Origin of the sequence: Phreatobacter sp. (assembly GCF_027532945.1) — a bacterium.
In the GTDB taxonomy this organism is placed as follows: Bacteria; Pseudomonadota; Alphaproteobacteria; order Rhizobiales; family Phreatobacteraceae; genus Phreatobacter.
This window is the reverse complement of record NZ_JAPZTZ010000001.1, coordinates 146,151-163,890: the sequence shown is the minus strand read 5'-3', so window position 1 is coordinate 163,890 and position 17,740 is coordinate 146,151. Positions and strand designations below refer to the sequence as shown.

18 protein-coding genes are annotated in these 17,740 nt (G+C 68.6%); 8 read left to right on the top strand and 10 right to left on the bottom strand.

The genetic code is table 11. From position 1 onward, the window contains the following. Nucleotides 1–214 precede the first annotated feature (214 nt). Together O9344_RS00790 and O9344_RS00785 are read right to left on the bottom strand one after the other, a co-directional pair. The gene (locus tag O9344_RS00790; RefSeq protein WP_298471650.1) at nucleotides 215–1,630 is read right to left on the bottom strand and encodes an amidase family protein; all 1,416 of its coding nucleotides are present in this window, start codon (nucleotides 1,628–1,630) and stop codon (nucleotides 215–217) included. Between the two features lie 154 nt (nucleotides 1,631–1,784). Next, nucleotides 1,785–2,768: a tripartite tricarboxylate transporter substrate-binding protein gene (locus O9344_RS00785; RefSeq protein WP_298471645.1), complete on the bottom strand. Its 984-nt coding sequence runs from the start codon at nucleotides 2,766–2,768 to the stop codon at nucleotides 1,785–1,787. Nucleotides 2,769–2,971: 203 nt separating this feature from the next. Here O9344_RS00785 and O9344_RS00780 point away from each other — a divergent pair, with 203 nt between their 5' ends. The 5 genes from O9344_RS00780 to O9344_RS00760 all read left to right on the top strand — a co-directional run bounded on the left by O9344_RS00780 (nucleotide 2,972) and on the right by O9344_RS00760 (nucleotide 7,743). Then, nucleotides 2,972–3,634, top strand: coding sequence for an N-acetyltransferase (locus O9344_RS00780; RefSeq protein ID WP_298471642.1), 663 nt, complete (start codon nucleotides 2,972–2,974; stop codon nucleotides 3,632–3,634). 125 nt (nucleotides 3,635–3,759) lie between these two features. Next, the gene (locus O9344_RS00775; RefSeq protein ID WP_298471639.1) at nucleotides 3,760–5,142 is read left to right on the top strand and encodes an aminotransferase; all 1,383 of its coding nucleotides are present in this window, start codon (nucleotides 3,760–3,762) and stop codon (nucleotides 5,140–5,142) included. Between the two features lie 116 nt (nucleotides 5,143–5,258). Beyond that, nucleotides 5,259–6,251: a flagellar motor protein MotA gene (locus O9344_RS00770; RefSeq protein WP_298471636.1), complete on the top strand. Its 993-nt coding sequence runs from the start codon at nucleotides 5,259–5,261 to the stop codon at nucleotides 6,249–6,251. Continuing rightward, nucleotides 6,251–7,279, top strand: coding sequence for a peptidoglycan -binding protein (locus tag O9344_RS00765; RefSeq protein ID WP_298471633.1), 1,029 nt, complete (start codon nucleotides 6,251–6,253; stop codon nucleotides 7,277–7,279). Before O9344_RS00770 ends, O9344_RS00765 begins: the two co-directional genes overlap by 1 nt. Nucleotides 7,280–7,332: 53 nt before the next feature. Further along, a complete protein-coding gene (locus O9344_RS00760; protein ID WP_298471630.1) occupies nucleotides 7,333–7,743 on the top strand; it encodes a GNAT family N-acetyltransferase in 411 nt (136 codons plus the stop codon). On the opposite strand, the gene O9344_RS00755 is transcribed toward O9344_RS00760, so the two are convergent. Beyond that, a complete protein-coding gene (locus tag O9344_RS00755; RefSeq protein ID WP_298471627.1) occupies nucleotides 7,694–9,520 on the bottom strand; it encodes an ABC transporter transmembrane domain-containing protein in 1,827 nt (608 codons plus the stop codon). The genes O9344_RS00760 and O9344_RS00755 overlap by 50 nt on opposite strands. A gap of 147 nt (nucleotides 9,521–9,667) precedes the next feature. Between O9344_RS00755 and rpmE the strand changes: the two genes are divergently transcribed. Together rpmE and O9344_RS00745 are read left to right on the top strand one after the other, a co-directional pair. After that, nucleotides 9,668–9,898: a 50S ribosomal protein L31 gene (gene rpmE, locus O9344_RS00750; RefSeq protein WP_108175021.1), complete on the top strand. Its 231-nt coding sequence runs from the start codon at nucleotides 9,668–9,670 to the stop codon at nucleotides 9,896–9,898. A 249-nt stretch (nucleotides 9,899–10,147) separates the two neighbouring features. Beyond that, on the top strand, nucleotides 10,148–10,744 hold the full coding sequence (locus O9344_RS00745; RefSeq protein WP_298471621.1) for a GNAT family N-acetyltransferase: 597 nt from the start codon (nucleotides 10,148–10,150) through the stop codon (nucleotides 10,742–10,744). Between the two features lie 5 nt (nucleotides 10,745–10,749). Here O9344_RS00745 and O9344_RS00740 read toward each other — a convergent pair whose 3' ends face one another. From O9344_RS00740 to O9344_RS00710, 7 genes are all read right to left on the bottom strand, one after another. Beyond that, nucleotides 10,750–11,427, bottom strand: a complete 678-nt coding sequence (locus tag O9344_RS00740; protein ID WP_298471618.1) for an AprI/Inh family metalloprotease inhibitor — start codon at nucleotides 11,425–11,427, stop codon at nucleotides 10,750–10,752. Between the two features lie 217 nt (nucleotides 11,428–11,644). After that, nucleotides 11,645–12,427, bottom strand: a complete 783-nt coding sequence (locus O9344_RS00735; protein ID WP_108175025.1) for a succinate dehydrogenase iron-sulfur subunit — start codon at nucleotides 12,425–12,427, stop codon at nucleotides 11,645–11,647. Between the two features lie 107 nt (nucleotides 12,428–12,534). Beyond that, nucleotides 12,535–12,720, bottom strand: coding sequence for a DUF2065 domain-containing protein (locus O9344_RS00730; RefSeq protein WP_298471608.1), 186 nt, complete (start codon nucleotides 12,718–12,720; stop codon nucleotides 12,535–12,537). Nucleotides 12,721–12,784: 64 nt separating this feature from the next. Further along, nucleotides 12,785–13,696, bottom strand: a complete 912-nt coding sequence (hflC, locus tag O9344_RS00725; protein WP_298471605.1) for a protease modulator HflC — start codon at nucleotides 13,694–13,696, stop codon at nucleotides 12,785–12,787. Next, a complete protein-coding gene (gene hflK / locus O9344_RS00720; protein ID WP_298471602.1) occupies nucleotides 13,693–14,859 on the bottom strand; it encodes an FtsH protease activity modulator HflK in 1,167 nt (388 codons plus the stop codon). Before hflK ends, hflC begins: the two co-directional genes overlap by 4 nt. 209 nt (nucleotides 14,860–15,068) lie before the next feature. Beyond that, complete coding sequence (locus O9344_RS00715) at nucleotides 15,069–15,605, bottom strand: dihydrofolate reductase (RefSeq protein ID WP_298471599.1); 537 nt, start codon at nucleotides 15,603–15,605, stop codon at nucleotides 15,069–15,071. Between the two features lie 100 nt (nucleotides 15,606–15,705). Beyond that, nucleotides 15,706–16,701 (bottom strand): TerC family protein, encoded by a 996-nt coding sequence (locus O9344_RS00710; protein WP_298471595.1) that lies wholly within the window; start codon nucleotides 16,699–16,701, stop codon nucleotides 15,706–15,708. 135 nt (nucleotides 16,702–16,836) lie between these two features. On the opposite strand from O9344_RS00710, the gene nhaR reads away from it, so the two are divergent. Then, the gene (gene nhaR, locus O9344_RS00705; protein WP_298471592.1) at nucleotides 16,837–17,727 is read left to right on the top strand and encodes a transcriptional activator NhaR; all 891 of its coding nucleotides are present in this window, start codon (nucleotides 16,837–16,839) and stop codon (nucleotides 17,725–17,727) included. Nucleotides 17,728–17,740: the final 13 nt, after the last annotated feature.

Below are 17,740 nucleotides of genomic sequence, written 5' to 3'. Positions count from 1 at the left end.
TGGGCCGTTTCCCGGGGCCGTATTGGGGGGGGGTAATGCACCCCCCCCCATGGTAAACCGCCCCCCCCCCGCGGGGGGGGTGGGGGCGCGGCCCTCGGGGGGGGGGGGTGGGGGGCAAAGCCCTCCCAAGATGACGCGAAGCCCCCTCTCCCGGCCTTCGGCCGACCTCCCCCCGCCGGGGAGAGGTGAAGGGGCGGCACCGATGGCGCTTGCCTCAGCGCGGATCGACCGGATTCACCGTGCCGAGGCCGAGGATGTCCTCGAGGATCTTGGCGCCCGCCAGAACCCGGTCCTCGCCATGGGGCCGAGCCGCGACCTGCAGGCCGATCGGCCGGCCGTCCTTGGTGTAGCCGCAGGGCAGCGACAGGGCCGGGCAGGACACCGTCGTCAGCGCATAGGCGATGGAGAGCCACTGCACATAATCGGGGAAGGTGTAGCCGTCGCATTCGGCGACGAAGCGCTGCTCCACCGGATAGGCGGCGACGATGGTGGCAGGCGTCAGCAGCAGGTCGTAGCGCTCGAAGAAGGCGAGCGTCCGCTGCAGCATGGCCTGGCGCTGCGCCTCGGCCTTCGTCATCTCCTCCATCGTGAGCTTGAGGCCCTTCTCGATGTTCCAGATGACCTCGGGCTTCAGCTTGTCGCGATGGGTCTTGAGGAGCTCCACCTTGGTCGTGGCGAAGGCATAGGCGCGCAGCGTGCCGAAGCACTCGTGGATCTCCGAGAAGTCCGGATGGGCCTCCTCGACGATGACGCCCGCCTCCTTGAAGCGCTTGGCGGCCTTCTCGGTGATGGCGCGCACCTCCGGATCGACCGGGGTGATGCCGAGGTCCGGCGACCACGCCACGCGCTTCGGCTTCCAGGGGCCACGCAGCGCCGAGCGGAAGCTCTTCCGGGGCGCGGGCAGCGAGCGCGGATCGCGGTGGTCGTCGCCGCTCATGGCGTCGAGCAGCAGCGCAAGGTCGGTGACAGTGCGGGCCATGGGGCCTTCGACGCCGAGCGTCGAGTCGATCTTCGTGCCCGGCGTCGCAGCGACCCTGCCAGGCGAGGGGCGCAGGCCGACAATGCCGCAGAAGCTCGCGGGGTTGCGCAAGCTCCCGCCCATGTCCGAGCCATGGGCGAGCCAGGCCATGCCGGTGGCGAGCGCCACCGCCGCGCCGCCCGACGAACCGGCCGCCGAGAGTTTGGTGTTGTAGGGGTTCACGGTGGCGCCGAAGACCTCGTTGAAGGTGTTGGCGCCGGCGCCGAATTCCGGCGTGTTCGACTTGGCGTAGACAATGCCGCCCTGGGCCTCCAGCCGGTCGACGAGGACGTTGGAAACCTCCGGCACGAAGTCCTTGAAGATAGGCGAGCCTTGCGTCGACAACACGCCGGCGACATCGGTCAGGTCCTTGATCGGCACCGGCATGCCCTGCAGCAATCCGCGCTCGGCCGCCGGCTTCTTCATCAGGGCGCGGGCATGCTTGCGGGCGCGGTCGAAGCAGAGGGTGGGCAGGGCGTTGACCTTGCCCTCCACCGCCTTCACCCGCTTCTCCAGCGTGTCGATGAGGTCGAGCGGCGTCACCTCGCCGGCCTTCAGGAGCTTCACGATATCGGTGGCGCTCTTTGCGACGAGCGACATGTCGGCGGCCATGGATGCACTCCCCCCTCGGGTCTTCGTTGCCGGCACCGTGCAATGGCGCTCCCGCTGCGGCAAGCGGCGCGGAGGGGACGGGGGACATGCGCAGGGGGAATGGGTGGGGGCCGCGTCCTTCCCGAGGCGGGCCTCATACCCTCCCTGCCAAGCCTCACTCCGAGCGGATGTTCGCCTCGCGCACCAGCGTCGCCATGGCCGCGCGGCCTTCCGTCACGAAGCGCGCGAAGGCGTCGGGGCGGGAGGCGACGGGCACGCAGCCGATCTGCACGAGGCGCTCGCGCAGCGCCGGCTGGGCGATCGCGTCCGCCAGCGCGTCATAGAGAGCGGTAATGACCGGCGCCGGCGTTCCCGCCGGTCCGAACAGTCCGGCCCATTCGTTGGACTCGAACCCCGGGAAACCCTGCTCGGCGATGGTCGGAATATCAGGCCGGCTTTCCACCCGCGTGAGCGTGCCGACCCCCAGGAACCGCGCGCGGTTGCTGTCCACCACCGGACCGGCGGAGACGAGCGTCGTGAACACCGCGTCGAGAGCGCCGGTGGCGAGATCCTGCGCCGCCGCCGCGCCGCCGCGATAGGGGACGTGGATCACCTCGATCCCCGCAGCCCGCGCGAAGGCGACGAGCCCGATATGCCCCGCCGTCGCATTGCCCTGGGTGCCGACGGTGAGCTTGCCCGGCTGCGCCTTGGCGGCAGCAACGAATTCGCTCAGCGTCCGCGCCGGGAAATCGGCCTTCACCGCGACGGCCGAGGGGAAGGTCACCACCAGTGAGATCGGCGCGAAGGCCGTTGCATAATCGAACATCAGGCCGCGCAGCAGCGACGGGTTCACGATGTGGCTGGAGGCGTCCCACAGGAAGGTGTGGCCATCATTTGCGCGCGCCACCTCCGCCCCGCCGATGCTGCCGCTCGCGCCAGTGCGGTTCTCCACCACGAAGCGCTGGCAGAGCCGATCGCCCATGTGGCCCGTCAGCACGCGCGCCGCGCTGTCCGCCGCGCCACCGGCCGAGAAGGGCACGACGAGCCGGATGGGACGCTGCGGCCAGGCGCCCTGGGCGCGGACGACGGAGGGGGCAAGGGCGAAGCCCGCGGCAGCGGCCAGCGTCGCGCGGCGGGTGAAAGTGGGGGACGGGGCCATGGTGGAGCCTCTCATTGGGATGCGTTGCCTCGGGCGCGACATTGGGTGCCGCGATGCGGTTGGTCAATCATCCGACCGGTGCGGTACCTGATCGCATCGCGGCCGCGCCTGCCACCATCCGCCCTGTGCACTGCATCGTGCGGCTAGGCTCCTCCCCCTCCGATGCGGTAGAGACTGGCGGCAACGGAACCCCTGTTCATCCCATGGCCTCCGACTCAACCATTCCCGACGACACCGCCGATGCCGAACCGCAGGTGCGGGTCCGCCATCTCAACAAGCGCGACCTCAACCGCACCTGGGAGTTCATCAAGGCGGTGTTCCGCGAGGTGAACCGCTCGACGGTGGAGTACCAGCGGCCGAAGTCGAAGAAGCGTTTCCTTGAGGTCTTCGAGGAGAAGGGCATCGAGCAGCTGCTCTTCGTCATCCGCACCGACGGCAAGGAGCGGATCGTCGGCTATGCCGAATGCGCGCTGGCCATCATTGGCACCGACAACTGGATGAACGAGCGCTATTTCCGCGCCCGCGACATGCGCCCGCTCTTCGTCGAGGAACTGGCGGTCGATCCGGAGTTCCAAGGCCGCGGGCTCGGCACCTTCGTGCTGGAGCAGCTGGAACATCTCGCCAAGCTGCGCGGCTGCACCCACCTCGTGCTGGAGGTGGCGGAGAACAACGAGAACGCGCTCAAATTCTATCGCGGCCGGTCCTTCACCAAGCTCGACGCGGCGATCTTCCTCGCCAAGACCGTGGTGAGCGATCCGGAGATCCTGCCGCCCCGCCGGCTCAAGCGCCGCGAGACGCGGGCGGTGAAGGCGTCGGCGAGCGCCACGGCGCCGGCCGACCCGAAGGAGACCCCGCCGGAGGGGTGATCGTCGGCGCCTGACTGTAGCCGGCGTCCCGCGCCGCGATGCGGGATAACCCGCATTCCTCCCCTGCTTTGACACCAGCGGAGCCAATCAGCTTCACTCGCCTCACATTGTCCCGGGAGGCCGCCATGGCTCTGACCAATCTCCAGGTCCGCGACCTGGAAACCGTCCTTCACCCCTATACCAACCAGGCGACGATCCGTGACACCGGCACGCTGGTGCTGGAGCGCGCCAAGGGCATCCACGTCTACGACGTCGACGGCAAGCCCTATATCGAGGGCATGGCGGGCCTGTGGTGCACCTCGCTCGGCTACGGCAACGAGGAGCTCGCCGACGCCGCCTATGCGCAGATGAAGAAGCTGTCCTTCACGCATCTCTTCGGCGGCAAGAGCCACGACCCCGCCATCGAGCTCGCCGAGCGGCTGAAGGAGAAGGCGCCCGTGCCGATCTCCAAGGTCTTCTTCGTCTGCTCGGGCTCGGAGGCCAATGACAGCCAGATCAAGATGATCTGGTACATGAACAACGCCATGGGACGGCCGCAGAAGAAGAAGATCGTCTCGCGCATCAAGGGCTACCACGGCGTCACCATCGCCTCGGCCTCGCTGACGGGCCTGCCCGCCAACCACACCGATTTCGACCTGCCGATCTCCGGCATCCTCCATACCTCCTGCCCGCACCACTACCGCTTCGGGCTGGAGGGCGAGAGCGAGGAGGATTTCGCCACGCGCTGCGCCCAGGACCTCGAGGACCTCATCCTGCGCGAGGGGCCGGACACGGTCGCCGCCTTCATCGCCGAGCCGGTGATGGGCGCTGGCGGCGTCATCGTGCCGCCGAAGGGCTATTTCGAGAAAATGATGGCGGTCTGCCAGCGCTACGACGTGTTCATGATCGCCGACGAGGTGATCTGCGCCTTTGGCCGCCTCGGCGAATGGTTCGGCTCCTCGGCGCTCGGCTACAAGCCGAACTCGATCTCCATCGCCAAGGCGCTCACCTCCGCCTATATGCCGGTCGGCGCCATCCTCATCCCCGAGGAGATGTACCAGGCGACCATCGTCGAATCGAAGAAGGTCGGCACGTTCGGCCACGGCTTCACCTATTCCGGCCATCCGGTGGGCGCGGCGGTGGCGCTGAAGACGCTGGAGATCTACGACCGCGAGAAGATCATCGAGAAGGCGGCGGCGAAGTCGCCGCAGTTCCAGGCGCATCTGAAGGCGCTCGGCGACCATCCGCTGGTCGGCGAGGCGCGTGGCCTCGGCATGATGGGCGCGCTGGAGATGGTCGCGGACAAGCGCAGCAAGAAGGCCTTCGAGCCCAAGGCCGGCATTGGCGCCAAGGCGGTGGCCATCGCCCAGGAGGAAGGCGTCATCCTGCGCAATCTCGGCGACGCGCTGGCGCTCTGCCCGCCGCTGATCATCTCGCCGGAAGAGATCGACGACCTGTTCGATCGCGTCGCCCGCACGCTCGACCGCGTCCTCGACCACGTGACGGCGGAAGGCCTGCTCACGGCCTGAGCCCCATGCGGCGCCGGTGCCGTGACACCCGTCACGGCGCCGTCATCGACCCGGCTTCATTTCTGTGGCCGGCAGGGTTAGCCTGTGCCTTGCCCGCAACCCCGCGATGAGTGTCGATGGCCCGCGAACTCGATCCCTTCAAGGTCTCGTCCCCGCGGATCTTCCTGTTCCGCATGCTGGTCTTCCTGGCGCTCGTCGGCCTCGTGGTCTTCGTTCTCCAGCGCGAGATGCAGGTGGCCTTTATGGCCAATCCCGGCCTCAACGGCGTGATCGTCGCGGTCGGCCTCATCGGCGTGATCCTGTCGTTCCGGCAGGTGATCCGGCTGTTCCGCGAGGCGACCTGGGTCAACGGCTTCCGGCTCGCCGAACCCGGGCTCGTGGTGGAGCGCCCGCCCATCCTGCTCGCACCCATGGCCACCATGCTGGGCGCGCGCACCGGGCAGATGGCGATCTCCACCGCCACCATGCGCTCGCTGCTGGATTCGCTCGCCACCCGCCTCGACGAGGGCCGGGAGCTGGCGCGCTACCTCACCGGCCTCCTCGTCTTCCTCGGCCTGCTCGGCACGTTCTGGGGCCTCATCGAGACCGTCACCTCGGTCGGCAAGGTCATCAACGGCCTGTCGACCCAAGGCGAGCTCGGCACCATCTTCGAGGACATGAAGCGCGGCCTTGCCGAGCCGCTCGGCGGCATGGGCATCGCCTTCTCGTCCTCGCTCTTCGGCCTTGCCGGCTCGCTCGTCCTCGGCTTCCTCGACCTGCAGGCGAGCCAGGCGCAGAACCGCTTCTATACCGAGGTGGAGGACTGGCTGTCCTCGACCGTGCAGGACATGGCGGTGATCGGGCCGTCGAGCACCGACGGTTCGGCGCCGCAGGTGAGCGTCGCTGACCTGCAGCGGGCTTTCGACCGGCTGCGCGAGGCCATGGCCGACAGCGGTGGCCAGCGTGCGGGCGCCGCCATGGCGAACCTTGCGGAGGGCATCCAGGGCCTCGTCACCCACATGCGCGCGGAGCAGCAGGTGGTGCGTGACTGGATGCAGGCCCAGGCTGCCGACCAGAAGGAGCTGCGGCGCCTGCTCGAACAGGTCCTGCGCGAGAAGGGCCCGGTCTGATGGCCCTGTCGCGGTCGCGCCGCGGCGAACGCGGGATCGACTACTGGCCGGGATTCGTGGACGCGCTGTCCACCTTCCTGCTCGCCATCATCTTCATGCTCTCGGTCTTCATGCTGGCGCAGTTCTTCCTGTCGCGGGAGATCGCTGGCAAGGATGAGACCATGCTGCGCCTGCAGCGGCAGATCGCCGAGCTCGGCGACCTCCTGCAACTGGAGCGCGGCCAGCGCCAGACCCTTCAGGAAGGCCTTGCCGCCATCACCGCCACGCTCGGCACCTCGGACGCCGAGCGGCGGCGCCTGCAGGGCCTCCTCGATGACGCGCAGGGACAGGCCGGCAACGCCGCGGGGCGCGCCACCACGCTCGAGCAGCAGCTCTTCGAACAGCGCCGCAACGCCCAGGCGGCCATCGCCCAGATCGAGCTGCTCAACCAGCAGATCGCCGCGCTGCGCCGCCAGCTCGCGGCGCTGGAGGAGGCGCTGGGGGCGAGCGAAGCGCGCGACCGCGACGCCCAGTCGCGCATCACCGATCTTGGCCGCCGCCTAAACCTGGCGCTGGCCCAGCGGGTCCAGGAGTTGTCGCGCTACCGGTCGGAATTCTTCGGGCGCCTGCGCGAGATCCTCGCCGAGCGCAGCGATATTCGTGTCGTCGGCGACCGCTTCGTGTTCGGCTCCGAGGTGTTCTTCGGCTCGAGCCAGGCAGAGATCGAGCCCGGCGGACGCGCCGAGCTCGACAAGCTGGCTGCTGCCCTCACCCAGCTTGAGAGGGACATCCCCTCCGACATTCCCTGGGTGCTGCGGGTGGACGGCCATACGGATGCGCGGCCCATGCAGGGCGGCCGGTTCCGCTCGAACTGGGAGCTCTCGGCCTCGCGCTCCATTGCCGTGGTGCAGTATCTGATCAGCCGGGGCATCCCGCCGCAGCGGCTGGTCGCGGCCGGCTTCGGCGAGTTCCAGCCCATCGACCAGGGCGACAGCCCGGAGGCGCTCGCCCGCAACCGGCGCATCGAGCTGCGCCTCACCGACCGGTGACGCGGATCGTAGCGTTCACGCCCGCACACCGTGCGGCGATCCCGGATCTGTGGGTGGAGGCCTGGGCGGCCGCCTATCCCGCCATCGACTTCGCCGCGCGGCGCGGCTGGCTGCTCGACCGGCTGGAGCGGATGGAGGCCGAGGGCGCCCGCATCCTCGTGGCGGAGGTCGAGGGCTCGCCTGCCGGCTTCGTCACGGTGGCGCCCGACGGCTGGATCGACCAGATGCTGGTCGGCCTCGCGGCTCAGGGGAGCGGCGTCGCAGCTGCCCTGATGGCGGCGGCGAAAGCGGCCTCGCCCTCCGGCCTCGACCTCGACGTCAATGCCGACAATGCCCGCGCCATTGCCTTCTACCGGCGCGCGGGCTTCGTCACGACCGGCCACCGCCTCAACGAGCAGGGCCGGCCCGTCGACCTCATGGCGTGGCGGCCTGAGCCTCCGGCGCTGCGCCTGCGACCGTCCTGAACTGCAGTTCGGCGAGACGGGCATAGAGGCCGCCGGCCGCGACGAGTTCGGCATGGGTGCCCTGCTCGACCACTTGGCCCTTGTCCATGACGATGATGCGGTCGCAGTCGAGGATGGTGGCGAGGCGATGGGCGATGACGAGGGTCGTGCGGCCCTTCATCAGCCGCGACAGCGCCTCCTGCACCAGCGTCTCGCTCTCGGCGTCGAGGGCCGAGGTCGCCTCGTCGAGGAGGAGCAGCGGCGCGTCGCGCAGGATGGCGCGGGCGATGGCGATGCGCTGGCGCTGACCGCCGGATAGCGTCACGCCGCGCTCGCCGACGAGGCTGGCATAGCCCTCGGGCATGCGCGCGATGAACTCCTCCGCATGGGCCATGCGGGCGGCGGCGGCCACCTCCTCGTCGGTGGCGTCGGGGCGGCCGTAGCGGATGTTCTCGGCAACCGTGGCGGCGAAGATCGCGACATCCTGCGGCACGAGCGAGATGCGGCGGCGCAGCTCGCGCGGATCGACCTCGGCCACCGGCACGCCGTCGAAGCGGACAACGCCGCCCTGCGGGTCGTAGAAGCGCTGGACGAGGGCGAAGAGCGTCGACTTGCCGGCGCCCGAGGGACCGACGATGGCGACGCGTTCGCCCGCCTTCACGGTGAAGGTGACGTCGTCGAGGATGCGCGTCTCGGGCCGCGTCGGATAGCCGAAGCGCACCGCGACGAAGGCGACCTCGCCGCGGGCGGGCTCCGGCAGCGACAGCGGCTTCTCGGGGGCGGTGATGTCGGGCTTCACCGCGAGGATCTCGCCGAGCCGCTCTGCCGAGCCGGAGGCCTGGCTGACCTCGCTCCACACCTCGGAGAGCTGGGACAGGGAGCTTGCCGCCATCACCGCATAGAGCAGGAACTGCGACAGGCGCCCGCTGGAGATGGTGCCGGCGAGGACCTGCTGGGCGCCGGTCCAGAGCACGGCGACGACACTGGCGAAGACGAGGAAGATGATGACGGCGGTGAGGATGGCGCGGGCGCGGTTGGCGTCGCGGGCGCCGTTGAAGGCCTCCTCGGCGGCATGGGCGAAGCGGCGGGTGACCGAGGTCTCGGCGGTGAAGGCCTGCATGGTGCGCACGGCCTGGATGTTCTCGTTGGCATAGGCGGTGGCATCCGCCAGCCGGTCCTGCGCGGCGCGCGAGCGGCGGCGGACATTGCGGCCGAAGGCGACCAGCGGCAGCACCAGGAAGGGAATGGCGCCGACCACGTAGAGCGACAGGTGCGGGCTGGTGATCACCATCATCGAGACGGCGCCCGCGAACATGATGACGTTGCGCAGCGCCATGGAGACGGAGACGCCGAGCGCCGACTTCAGCTGCGTCGTGTCGGCGGTCAGGCGCGAGACCAGCTCGCCGGTGCGCGCCTGGTCGAAGAAGGCGGGCGAGAGCGTCGCCAGATGGTCGAAGACCGCCGTGCGGATATCCGCGACCACGCGCTCGCCGATGGTGGTGACGAGATAGAAGCGGGCGGCCGAGGCGACGGCGAGCACGGCGGCGATCACCACCAGCATGGCGAAATACTGGTTGATCATGCCCTCGGCCGCGAAGCCGAAATCGATCATGCGGCGGATCGCCAGCGGCACGGCGAGGGTGGCAAGCGAGGCGACGAGCAGCGAGATGGCCGCGCCGAGGATCAGGCCCTTGTAGCGCCAGGCGAAGGGCAGGAAGCGCATCAGGGGGCGCAGCTTCGGACGGCGCGGCGCGGTCCCGGCCTGCGGGCTGCCGGCGGCGGTTTCGACCGTGGACATCGACACTGGACTCTTCTTCTCGTTACGGGCGGGCGATGCCACGGCTGGCTTGAAATGGCCAGTGACTTCCTTTAAAAGCGCGGCTTCTCATTCAGGACACGGCCCTTAGCGCCGGACCACACGAACGGCGCCTGCGAGGACGACCCCATGAAGACCGGCATCCATCCCGACTACCACACCATCAAGGTCGTCATGACCGATGGCACGGAGTACTTCACCCGCTCCACCTACGGCAAGGAGGGCGACGTCCTCCAGCTCGACATCGATCCGAAGGTGCATCCGGCCTGGACCGGCGGCTCGCAGCAGCTGATGGACCGCGGCGGTCGCCTGTCGCGCTTCAACCAGAAGTTCGGCGGCATCGGCGCCCTGAAGCGCTGATTCTTCCACTTTCGCGCATCCCAGATCGAAACCCCGGCCCTGCGGCCGGGGTTTTCGTTTGCGCCGTTCATCCGCCGTTTTGCCAAACGCCACCAACACGCCGCCCTGCCGTCATCGTGATGCTGCACTGCAATAATCGACTTGCCGCCACAGGAGCCCTCCTGTACGGCCCTTGGCAGGGAAGCAGCGCCGCATTGTGAGGGACCACACCGGATCAGGCCCATTGAGGGCCTTTCATGGGGGTCGCCAATGCTGGACGAACTGATCGCGCAGGGCGTCATCCGCAAGCTCTTCGCCTGGGAGAGCGAGCTTCTCGCTGCCCATTTCCTCCGCCTCGACCCGGATTCCCGCCGCTGCCGCTTCGCCGCCGGCGTCTCCGACGACACGGTCACCGCCTATGCGGCGACGGCCCTCGGGGCGGATGCCATCGTCCATGGTTTCTTCGTCGATGACGTGCTGCGGGGCGCCGCGGAACTGCGCCTGCTGCCGGACAGCGCCGGCGAGGTGGCCGTGACCGTGGAGGAGGACTGGCGCCTCAGCGGCGTCGGCTCGGCGCTGTTCGGCCGGCTTCTGCTCACCGCCCGCAACCGCGGCGTCGGCAATCTCGTCATGACCTGCCTGCCCGCCAATCGCGGGATGCAGCGGCTGGCGGCGCGTTTCGACGGCAAGATCACCTTCGCGTCGGGCGACAGCGTGGCTGCGGTCACGGCGCTGCCGGCAACCCCGATCTCGCTGTGGCGTGAAATGTGGAGCGACGGTTCTGCGGTGGCCGCCGGCCTGATCGACCGGCAGATGCGCCTCGCCCGGGGCGGCCGCCGGCGACGGAAGCCCGGGGTCGAGGCCTGACGCCCTCAGCGTTCCATCGACACCGGCGCGCCGGTGGCGGTGGCGCCGGAATAGCCCGAACCCTGAGGCGAGAGGCGCGCGGCAACGCGCCCGCCGGGCTGCAGCAGAACGATCTCCGAGCCGCGCTGCTCCCAGGCGTTGATGCGGGCGAGCGTGGGGGCGCGGCAATTCTGCGGGCTGGCGCGATAGAACTCGAAGAGCGGCGTCGAGGTGAGCGTGATGCGGCAGCGATCGCCTGCATCCGACACCGTCCAGGTGCCGGCGACGGTGGTCGCGGCGGGGGCGGCGCGCTCCTGGCGCGGCATGGCGGAGACGACCGGCGGAGGGCTGGCCGGCGCACCACCGCGCGGCGGCTCGGGCTGCATGATTTGCGGCTGGGCGCCCGGCTGGCTCGGCGCCAGCGCCTGGTCGATCGCAGGCGCGCCGACATCCGACCGGCCTGAGGCGGTCGGCGGGGCGATCTCCTGGCTCTCGATCGTGCCGGGGCCACCGGGCTGGCCGCCGGGGATGATGTCGTCGGAAGGCGCCGGCTGGATCTGCGGCTGGACCGGCGCGTCGGAGCGGCCGAAGCGGTCGGAACCCGAGGGCGCAGAAGCCGTGGAGAAGTCGCCGAAACGCCCGGAGGAGGTGCAGCCTGCGAGGGCGACGGCGCAGAGCAGCAGAGCGGCGGGGCGCAGGGCCATGGAGAGGGTCATCCGACTGGTGTCACGCGAGGCTGCGGGACCAACGCACCATGGGGCCGCGCGGCGGCATTTCCATGGCAGGGCCCCGTCCTCGCGACGATGTTCGGGTTCTGGTTAACCGATCGTTGAGGCTGATGCAGCCCCCCTTCGACGCCAAAAACGCCAAAGGCGACCAATGGGCCGCCTTCGGAAGGATCTCAAAGGGGTCGGGCCGGCCTCAGACCTGGCGCGCCACCATCATCTTCTTGATCTCGGCGATGGCCTTGGCGGGGTTGAGCCCCTTCGGGCAGGCCTTCGAGCAGTTCATGATCGTGTGGCAGCGGTAGAGGCGGAACGGGTCCTCGAGGTTGTCGAGGCGCTCGCCGGTGGCCTCGTCGCGGCTGTCGATGAGCCAGCGATAGGCCTGGAGGAGGATGGCGGGGCCGAGATAGCGGTCGCCGTTCCACCAGTAGCTCGGGCAGGAGGTCGAGCAGCAGGCGCAGAGAATGCACTCGTAGAGGCCGTCGAGCTTCTCGCGGTCCTCCTTCGACTGGCGCCACTCCTTCTCAGGCTGGGCCGTCGTGGTCTTGAGCCAGGGCTCGATCGAGGCGTGCTGCGCATAGAAGCGGGTGAGGTCGGGGACGAGGTCCTTGACCACCGGCATGTGCGGCAGCGGATAGATCTTCACCTGGCCGCCCTTCACCTCGTCCATGCCCTTGGTGCAGGCGAGCGTATTGGTGCCGTCGATGTTCATGGCGCAGGAGCCGCAGATGCCCTCGCGGCACGAGCGGCGGAAGGTCAGCGTCGGGTCGACCTTGTTCTTGATCCAGATGAGGCCGTCGAGGACCATCGGACCGCAATCATCGCGGTCGACGTAATAGGTGTCGATGCGCGGATTGGCGCCATCGTCAGGGTTCCAGCGGTAGATGCGGAACTCGCTCAACCGGTTGGAGCCAGCCGGTTTCGGCCAGGTCTTGCCCTCGGTGATCTTGGAGTTCTTCGGAAGCGTGAACTGGGCCATGGGAATCTGTCTACTTGTCGTGCGGGGCGAGCAAGGTCGGTCCTCCCATCGAACCTCCGGCCCGCCTTGTCAATCATCTCTTTCGTCGACCCGGCCCCCCGCCGGGCTCAGCCCCTAATCCACCAGACGACACCGAGGCCGATGACCGCGGCGAGAAGCCCCACCAGCCGCAGCTGCTGGTCGGGCGTCACCCGCATGGTTTCGAGGGCATCCCGTATACGGGAGGGAAAGGCCGCGAGGATCAGTCCCTCGATCACGAGGACGAGACCGACGGCGACGAAGAAGTCTTTCATGGCGCCCGCCCATGCAACGAGGCCGTCGTGACGGGGTCACGACGGCCTGGCCGCGATCTTGCGATCAGTTGCGCGGCGCCTCGGGCGCCGGTTGAGGACGCGCCCGATGCCCGGCGGCATCGTTGAAGTAGCGGAAGAACTCCGAATTCGGCGAGAGGACGAGGCGGGTGTCACCCTGTTTGATGCTCTGCTCGTAGGCCTGCATGCTGCGATAGAACGAGAAGAAGTCCGGATCGCGGTTATAGGCCTCGGCGAAGATCTTGTTACGCTCGGCGTCGCCGCCACCGCGCACCTCTTCAGCCCGCCGGTTGGCCTCGGCGAGAATGCCGACGACCTCGCGGTCGGCGCGGGCGCGGATCGTCACCGCCGCCTGGTTACCGGTGGCGCGCAGGTCCGCGGCCTCCTGGCGACGCTCGGTCTGCATGCGGTTGAACACCGCCTCCTGGTTCACCTGGGGCAGGTCGACCCGGGTGAGGCGCAGATCGACGATCTCGACGCCGAGCGTGCCGGCCTCGCGGTTCACCTCTTCCTGGATGCGGTTCATCAGCCGGTCGCGCTCGGTGCGAATGAGCTGCGACATGGTCGCGCCGGCGATGATGTTGCGCATCGACGAGTTGACGAAGCTGGCGAGGCGGGTGTTGGCGTTCGGCACCGTGCGCACCGTCTGGAAGAAGCGCAGCGGCTGGGTGATGCGGTAGCGGGCGAAGGCGTCGACGTCGAGGTTCTGACGGTCGGTAGAGAGCACCGTCTGGACCGGCAGGTCGAGGTCGAGAATCCGCTTGTCGACCGTCACCACGTTCTCGATGAAGGGCACCTTGAAGTAGAGGCCCGGCTCGCTGATCGGCTGGCGGACCACCTGGCCAAAGCGCAGCACGATGGCGTGCTGGGTCATCTGGACGATGAAGAAGGAATTGGCCAGCGCGAAGAGCGCCAGCGCGGCAACAATGCCGAGGCCGAGTTTGACTGAAGAGTTCATCGCTGGGGCCTCGCGGCTTCGGGAGCCTGACGGCGCAGGAGCTGGTCGAGCGGCAGGAAGGGCTGAACCTGGTTGCCGCCGGACTGGTCGATGATGACCTTGTCGGTGCCGCCGAAGATGCGCTCCATGGTCTCGATGAACATGCGCTCACGCGTCACGTTCGGGGCGAGCTTGTACTGTTCGAGCACCTGGGTGAAGCGGCTCGCCTGACCGTTGGCCTCGGCGACGACGCGGTCGCGATAGGCCTCGGCCTCCTGGAGGATCTGCGAGGCGCGGCCGCGCGCTTCGGGCACCACCTGGTTGGCATAGGTGCGCGCCTCGTTCTGGACGCGGTTCTGGTCCTGCTGGGCCGCGTTCACGTCGAGGAAGGAGTTGCGCACCTGAGCCGGCGGCAGGGCCGACACGAGCTGGACGACGCGGATGTTCACGCCCGAACGGTAGTCATCCATGATCCGCTGCATGATCTGGCGGATCTCGCCGGCGATCGCCGCCTGGTCGGTCGTGAGAATGTTCTGGATGTTGCGACGGCCGACGGCCTCACGCAGGGCGCTCTCGGCCACCGCCTTCACGGTGCCCTCGGGGTTCTGCAGCTGGAAGACGAAGTTGGCGACCTGCGCCGCGTTCACGTCCCACTGCACTTCGAGGTCGATGTCGACGATGTTCTCGTCGCCCGTGAGCATCAGGCTCTCCTCGAGCACCTCGCGGTTGCCGCCGCGCGGGCCGCCGCCGGAGCGATAGCCCACCTCGGTGCGGCGCACGTCGGTGACGGGGACCTTGATGACCAGGCCGAAGGGCGCCGGCGGGTTCCAGTTGAGGCCCGGAGCCGCGTTGCCGATGTGGCGACCGAAGACGGTGTTCACGCCGACCTCGTTCTGGCTCACCGTGTAGAAGCCGGTGAGGCCGTAGATCAGCGCGCCGAGCACGGCGATGAAGGCAATGCCCTTGGCGCCGACATTGCCGCCGCCACCGGGAAGGACGTTCTTCAGCCGCTCCTGGCTGCGACGGATCAGTTCCTCGAGATCCGGGGGCTGGCCGCCACCACCGCCGCCACTGCCGCCACCGCCGCCGGAGGGACCCTGGCCCCAGGGACCACGCGGGCCGCCGCCACCGTTACCGCCGCCGCCGCCCCAAGGGCCGCCGCCGCCTTGATTGTTCCAGGGCATGAAATGTCCTCGTTGGAAGGCACGGAGCCTGACGCCCCGGCGCCGGAAGCGCCAGGGACCCGTCCGGATATAGAAGACGCCTCCGCCGCTTTCAACGCAAAGGCCACGCGATTGGCACTGCGACCAATGGCCTTGGTGAATGGCGGGGGCTCCGGCCCGTGTGTCGGAGGCCACGTTGGGGATGGCCGCGGCCAAAAGCGATGCGGCGTTCAGCCGCTGGTGCGGCGGTAGTCGACGACATGGAACGCATGGTCGTCGCCAGGGCCGGCGAGGGAAGCGAAGAGCGCCGAGCCGGTCCAGAGCGCCGGGTCGATGGCGGGAAAGAAGGCATCCGCCTCGGGCGAGGCCTCGACATGGGTGATGACCAGCCGGTCCGCGAGCGGCATGGCCTGGGCGTAGATATCGGCGCCGCCGAGGACGGCGATCTCGCCCACGCCGCTGCGCAGCGCCTCCGCATGGGCGATGGCAAGGGCCTGTTCGAGCGAGCCGGTCACCACCGCGCCGGGCAAGGTCAGTCCCGGCTGGCGGGAGGCGACGATGTTGAGACGCTTCGGCAGCGGCTTGCCGCCAAAGCTCTCGAAGGTCTTGCGGCCCATGACGAGGGGCTTGCCGGCGGTCGTGGCGCGGAAATGCGCCATGTCGGACTTCAGCCGCCAGAGGAGGCGGTTGTCACGGCCGATGCCGCCATTCGCGGCGACGGCTGCGACGAGGACGATGGGGGTCTTGGCCGAAGCAGGCTGGCTCATGGGCGCTGGCTAGCATGGTTCACGCCGCGAGGCGACGCCGGCACAAGCGAAAGGGGCGCCGCTTGTGGCGACGCCCCTTCCTCAGGTGATGTCCGAGGCCTTAGCCGTGGCTGTGACTGCCGGCAGCCTGGCCGCGCGTCTTCCAGAGCGAGAAGACCACGCCGCCACCGATCAGGGCGAGGGTCACGCCGAGCGAGATGGCCGGGTCGAGCTTGCCGACCATCTGGTTCCAGAAGATCTTGGCGCCGATGAAGACCAGCACGATGGCCAGGGCATATTTCAGGTACTCGAAGCGGTGCACCATGGCGGCAAGCGCGAAGTAGAGGGCGCGCAGGCCGAGGATGGCCATGATGTTGGCGGTGAAGACGATGTAGGTGTCGGTGGTGATGGCGAAGATCGCCGGCACCGAGTCGACCGCGAAGACGAGGTCGGCGAGGTTGATCACCACCAGGGCGAGGAAGAGGGGCGTGGCGAAGCGCACCATCTTGCCCGTCACCGGATCCGGCTGGGTGACGAAGAAGTTCGCACCGTGCAGCTCCTGGGTGATGCGCATGCGCTTCGACAGGAACTTGACGACCGGGTTCTGCGACACGTCCTGCTCGCTCTCGCCGACCATCAGCATCTTGATGCCGGTGGCGATCAGGAAGGCGCCGAAGATGTACAGCACCCACTCGTACTGCTGCACCAGGGCAGCGCCAAGGCCGATCATGATGCCGCGCAGGACGAGCACCGCGAGAATGCCCCAGAGCAGGGCGCGGTACTGGTACTTCGCGGGAATAGCGAAATAGCCGAAGATGATGGAGATGACGAAGACGTTGTCGATCGACAGCGCCTTTTCGAGGGCATAGCCGGTGAAGTACTCGATGCCGGACTGGGAGCCCATCGACCACCAGACCCAGACGCCGAAGGCGACGGCGATGGCGATGTAGAAGGCCGAGAGCACGAGGCTCTCGCGCACTCCGAGCTCCTTGTCCTCCTTGTGGAGGACACCGAGGTCGAAGACCAGCAGCGCGCCGACGATCACGAGGAAGGTCAGCCAGAGCCATGCCGGCTTGCCGAGAAAATCGGCCGTGAGGAAGGAGAGGATCAGGTCCATGGTGAGCCCGTCGTTGAGGGGCCCGCGGCGGGGGCCCGGGCGATGGCGCGGACAATGGCCTTGATCGCCCATCGGAAAAAGCAGATTGTTCAAGCGATTTTCATCGAAAAAAACTGACGATCCGCAGGTGCCGCCGTGATTAACTTCAAGCAGCTGCATTATTTCTGGCGGGTGGCGAAGGCCGGGAGCATCGCCCGGGCGGCGACGCAGCTGCGCCTCGCCCCGCAGACGATCAGCGCCCAGATCAACACGCTGGAGGAGCAACTGGGCTCCCAGCTCTTCAGGCGGGTCGGCCGCGGGCTGGAGCTCACACCCGCAGGCGAGCTCACGCTCTCCTATGCCGACGAGATCTTCCAGATCGGCCGCGAGCTGGAGGCGAATCTGCGCAACCAGGCCGACGGCAAGGACATCCTGTTCCGCGTCGGCGTGGCGGACGTGGTGCCGAAATCCATCGCCTATCGCCTGCTCGCGCCGGGCCTGACGGCGGGCCGTGTCCGCATGGTCTGCCGCGAGGACAAGCTGGAGCGGCTGTTCGCCGAGATCGCCGTGCACCGGCTCGACCTCGTCATCGCCGACCGGCCGCTGCCGCCGGCGTTGGGGGTGAAGGGCCACAGCCATTCGCTCGGGCGCACGCGCATCGCCTTCTTCGCCGCCGCAGAACTCGCCGAGCGCTATGGGCCGGGCTTCCCGCAATCGTTGTCCGGCGCGCCCATGCTGATCGCCGGCGAGGGCTCGACCATGCAGATGGGCCTCACCCGCTGGTTCAGCGAGCAGGGCATCGAGCCACGCATCGTCGGTGAGTTCGAGGACAGCGCCCTGATGAAGGCCTTCGGCCAGGCGGGCATGGGGATTTTCCCGGCCCCCGCCGTGCTCGCGGGCGAGATGGCCGAACAGTTCGAGGCGACCCTCGTCGGCGAGGTCGAGGGGATCACCACCGAATATTTCGCCATTTCCGTCGAGAGGAAGCTCAGCCACCCCGCGGTGGTGGCGATCAGCGAGGCGGCGAAGACCGACTGGGGGCGCTGACGCCCCGGCGGTC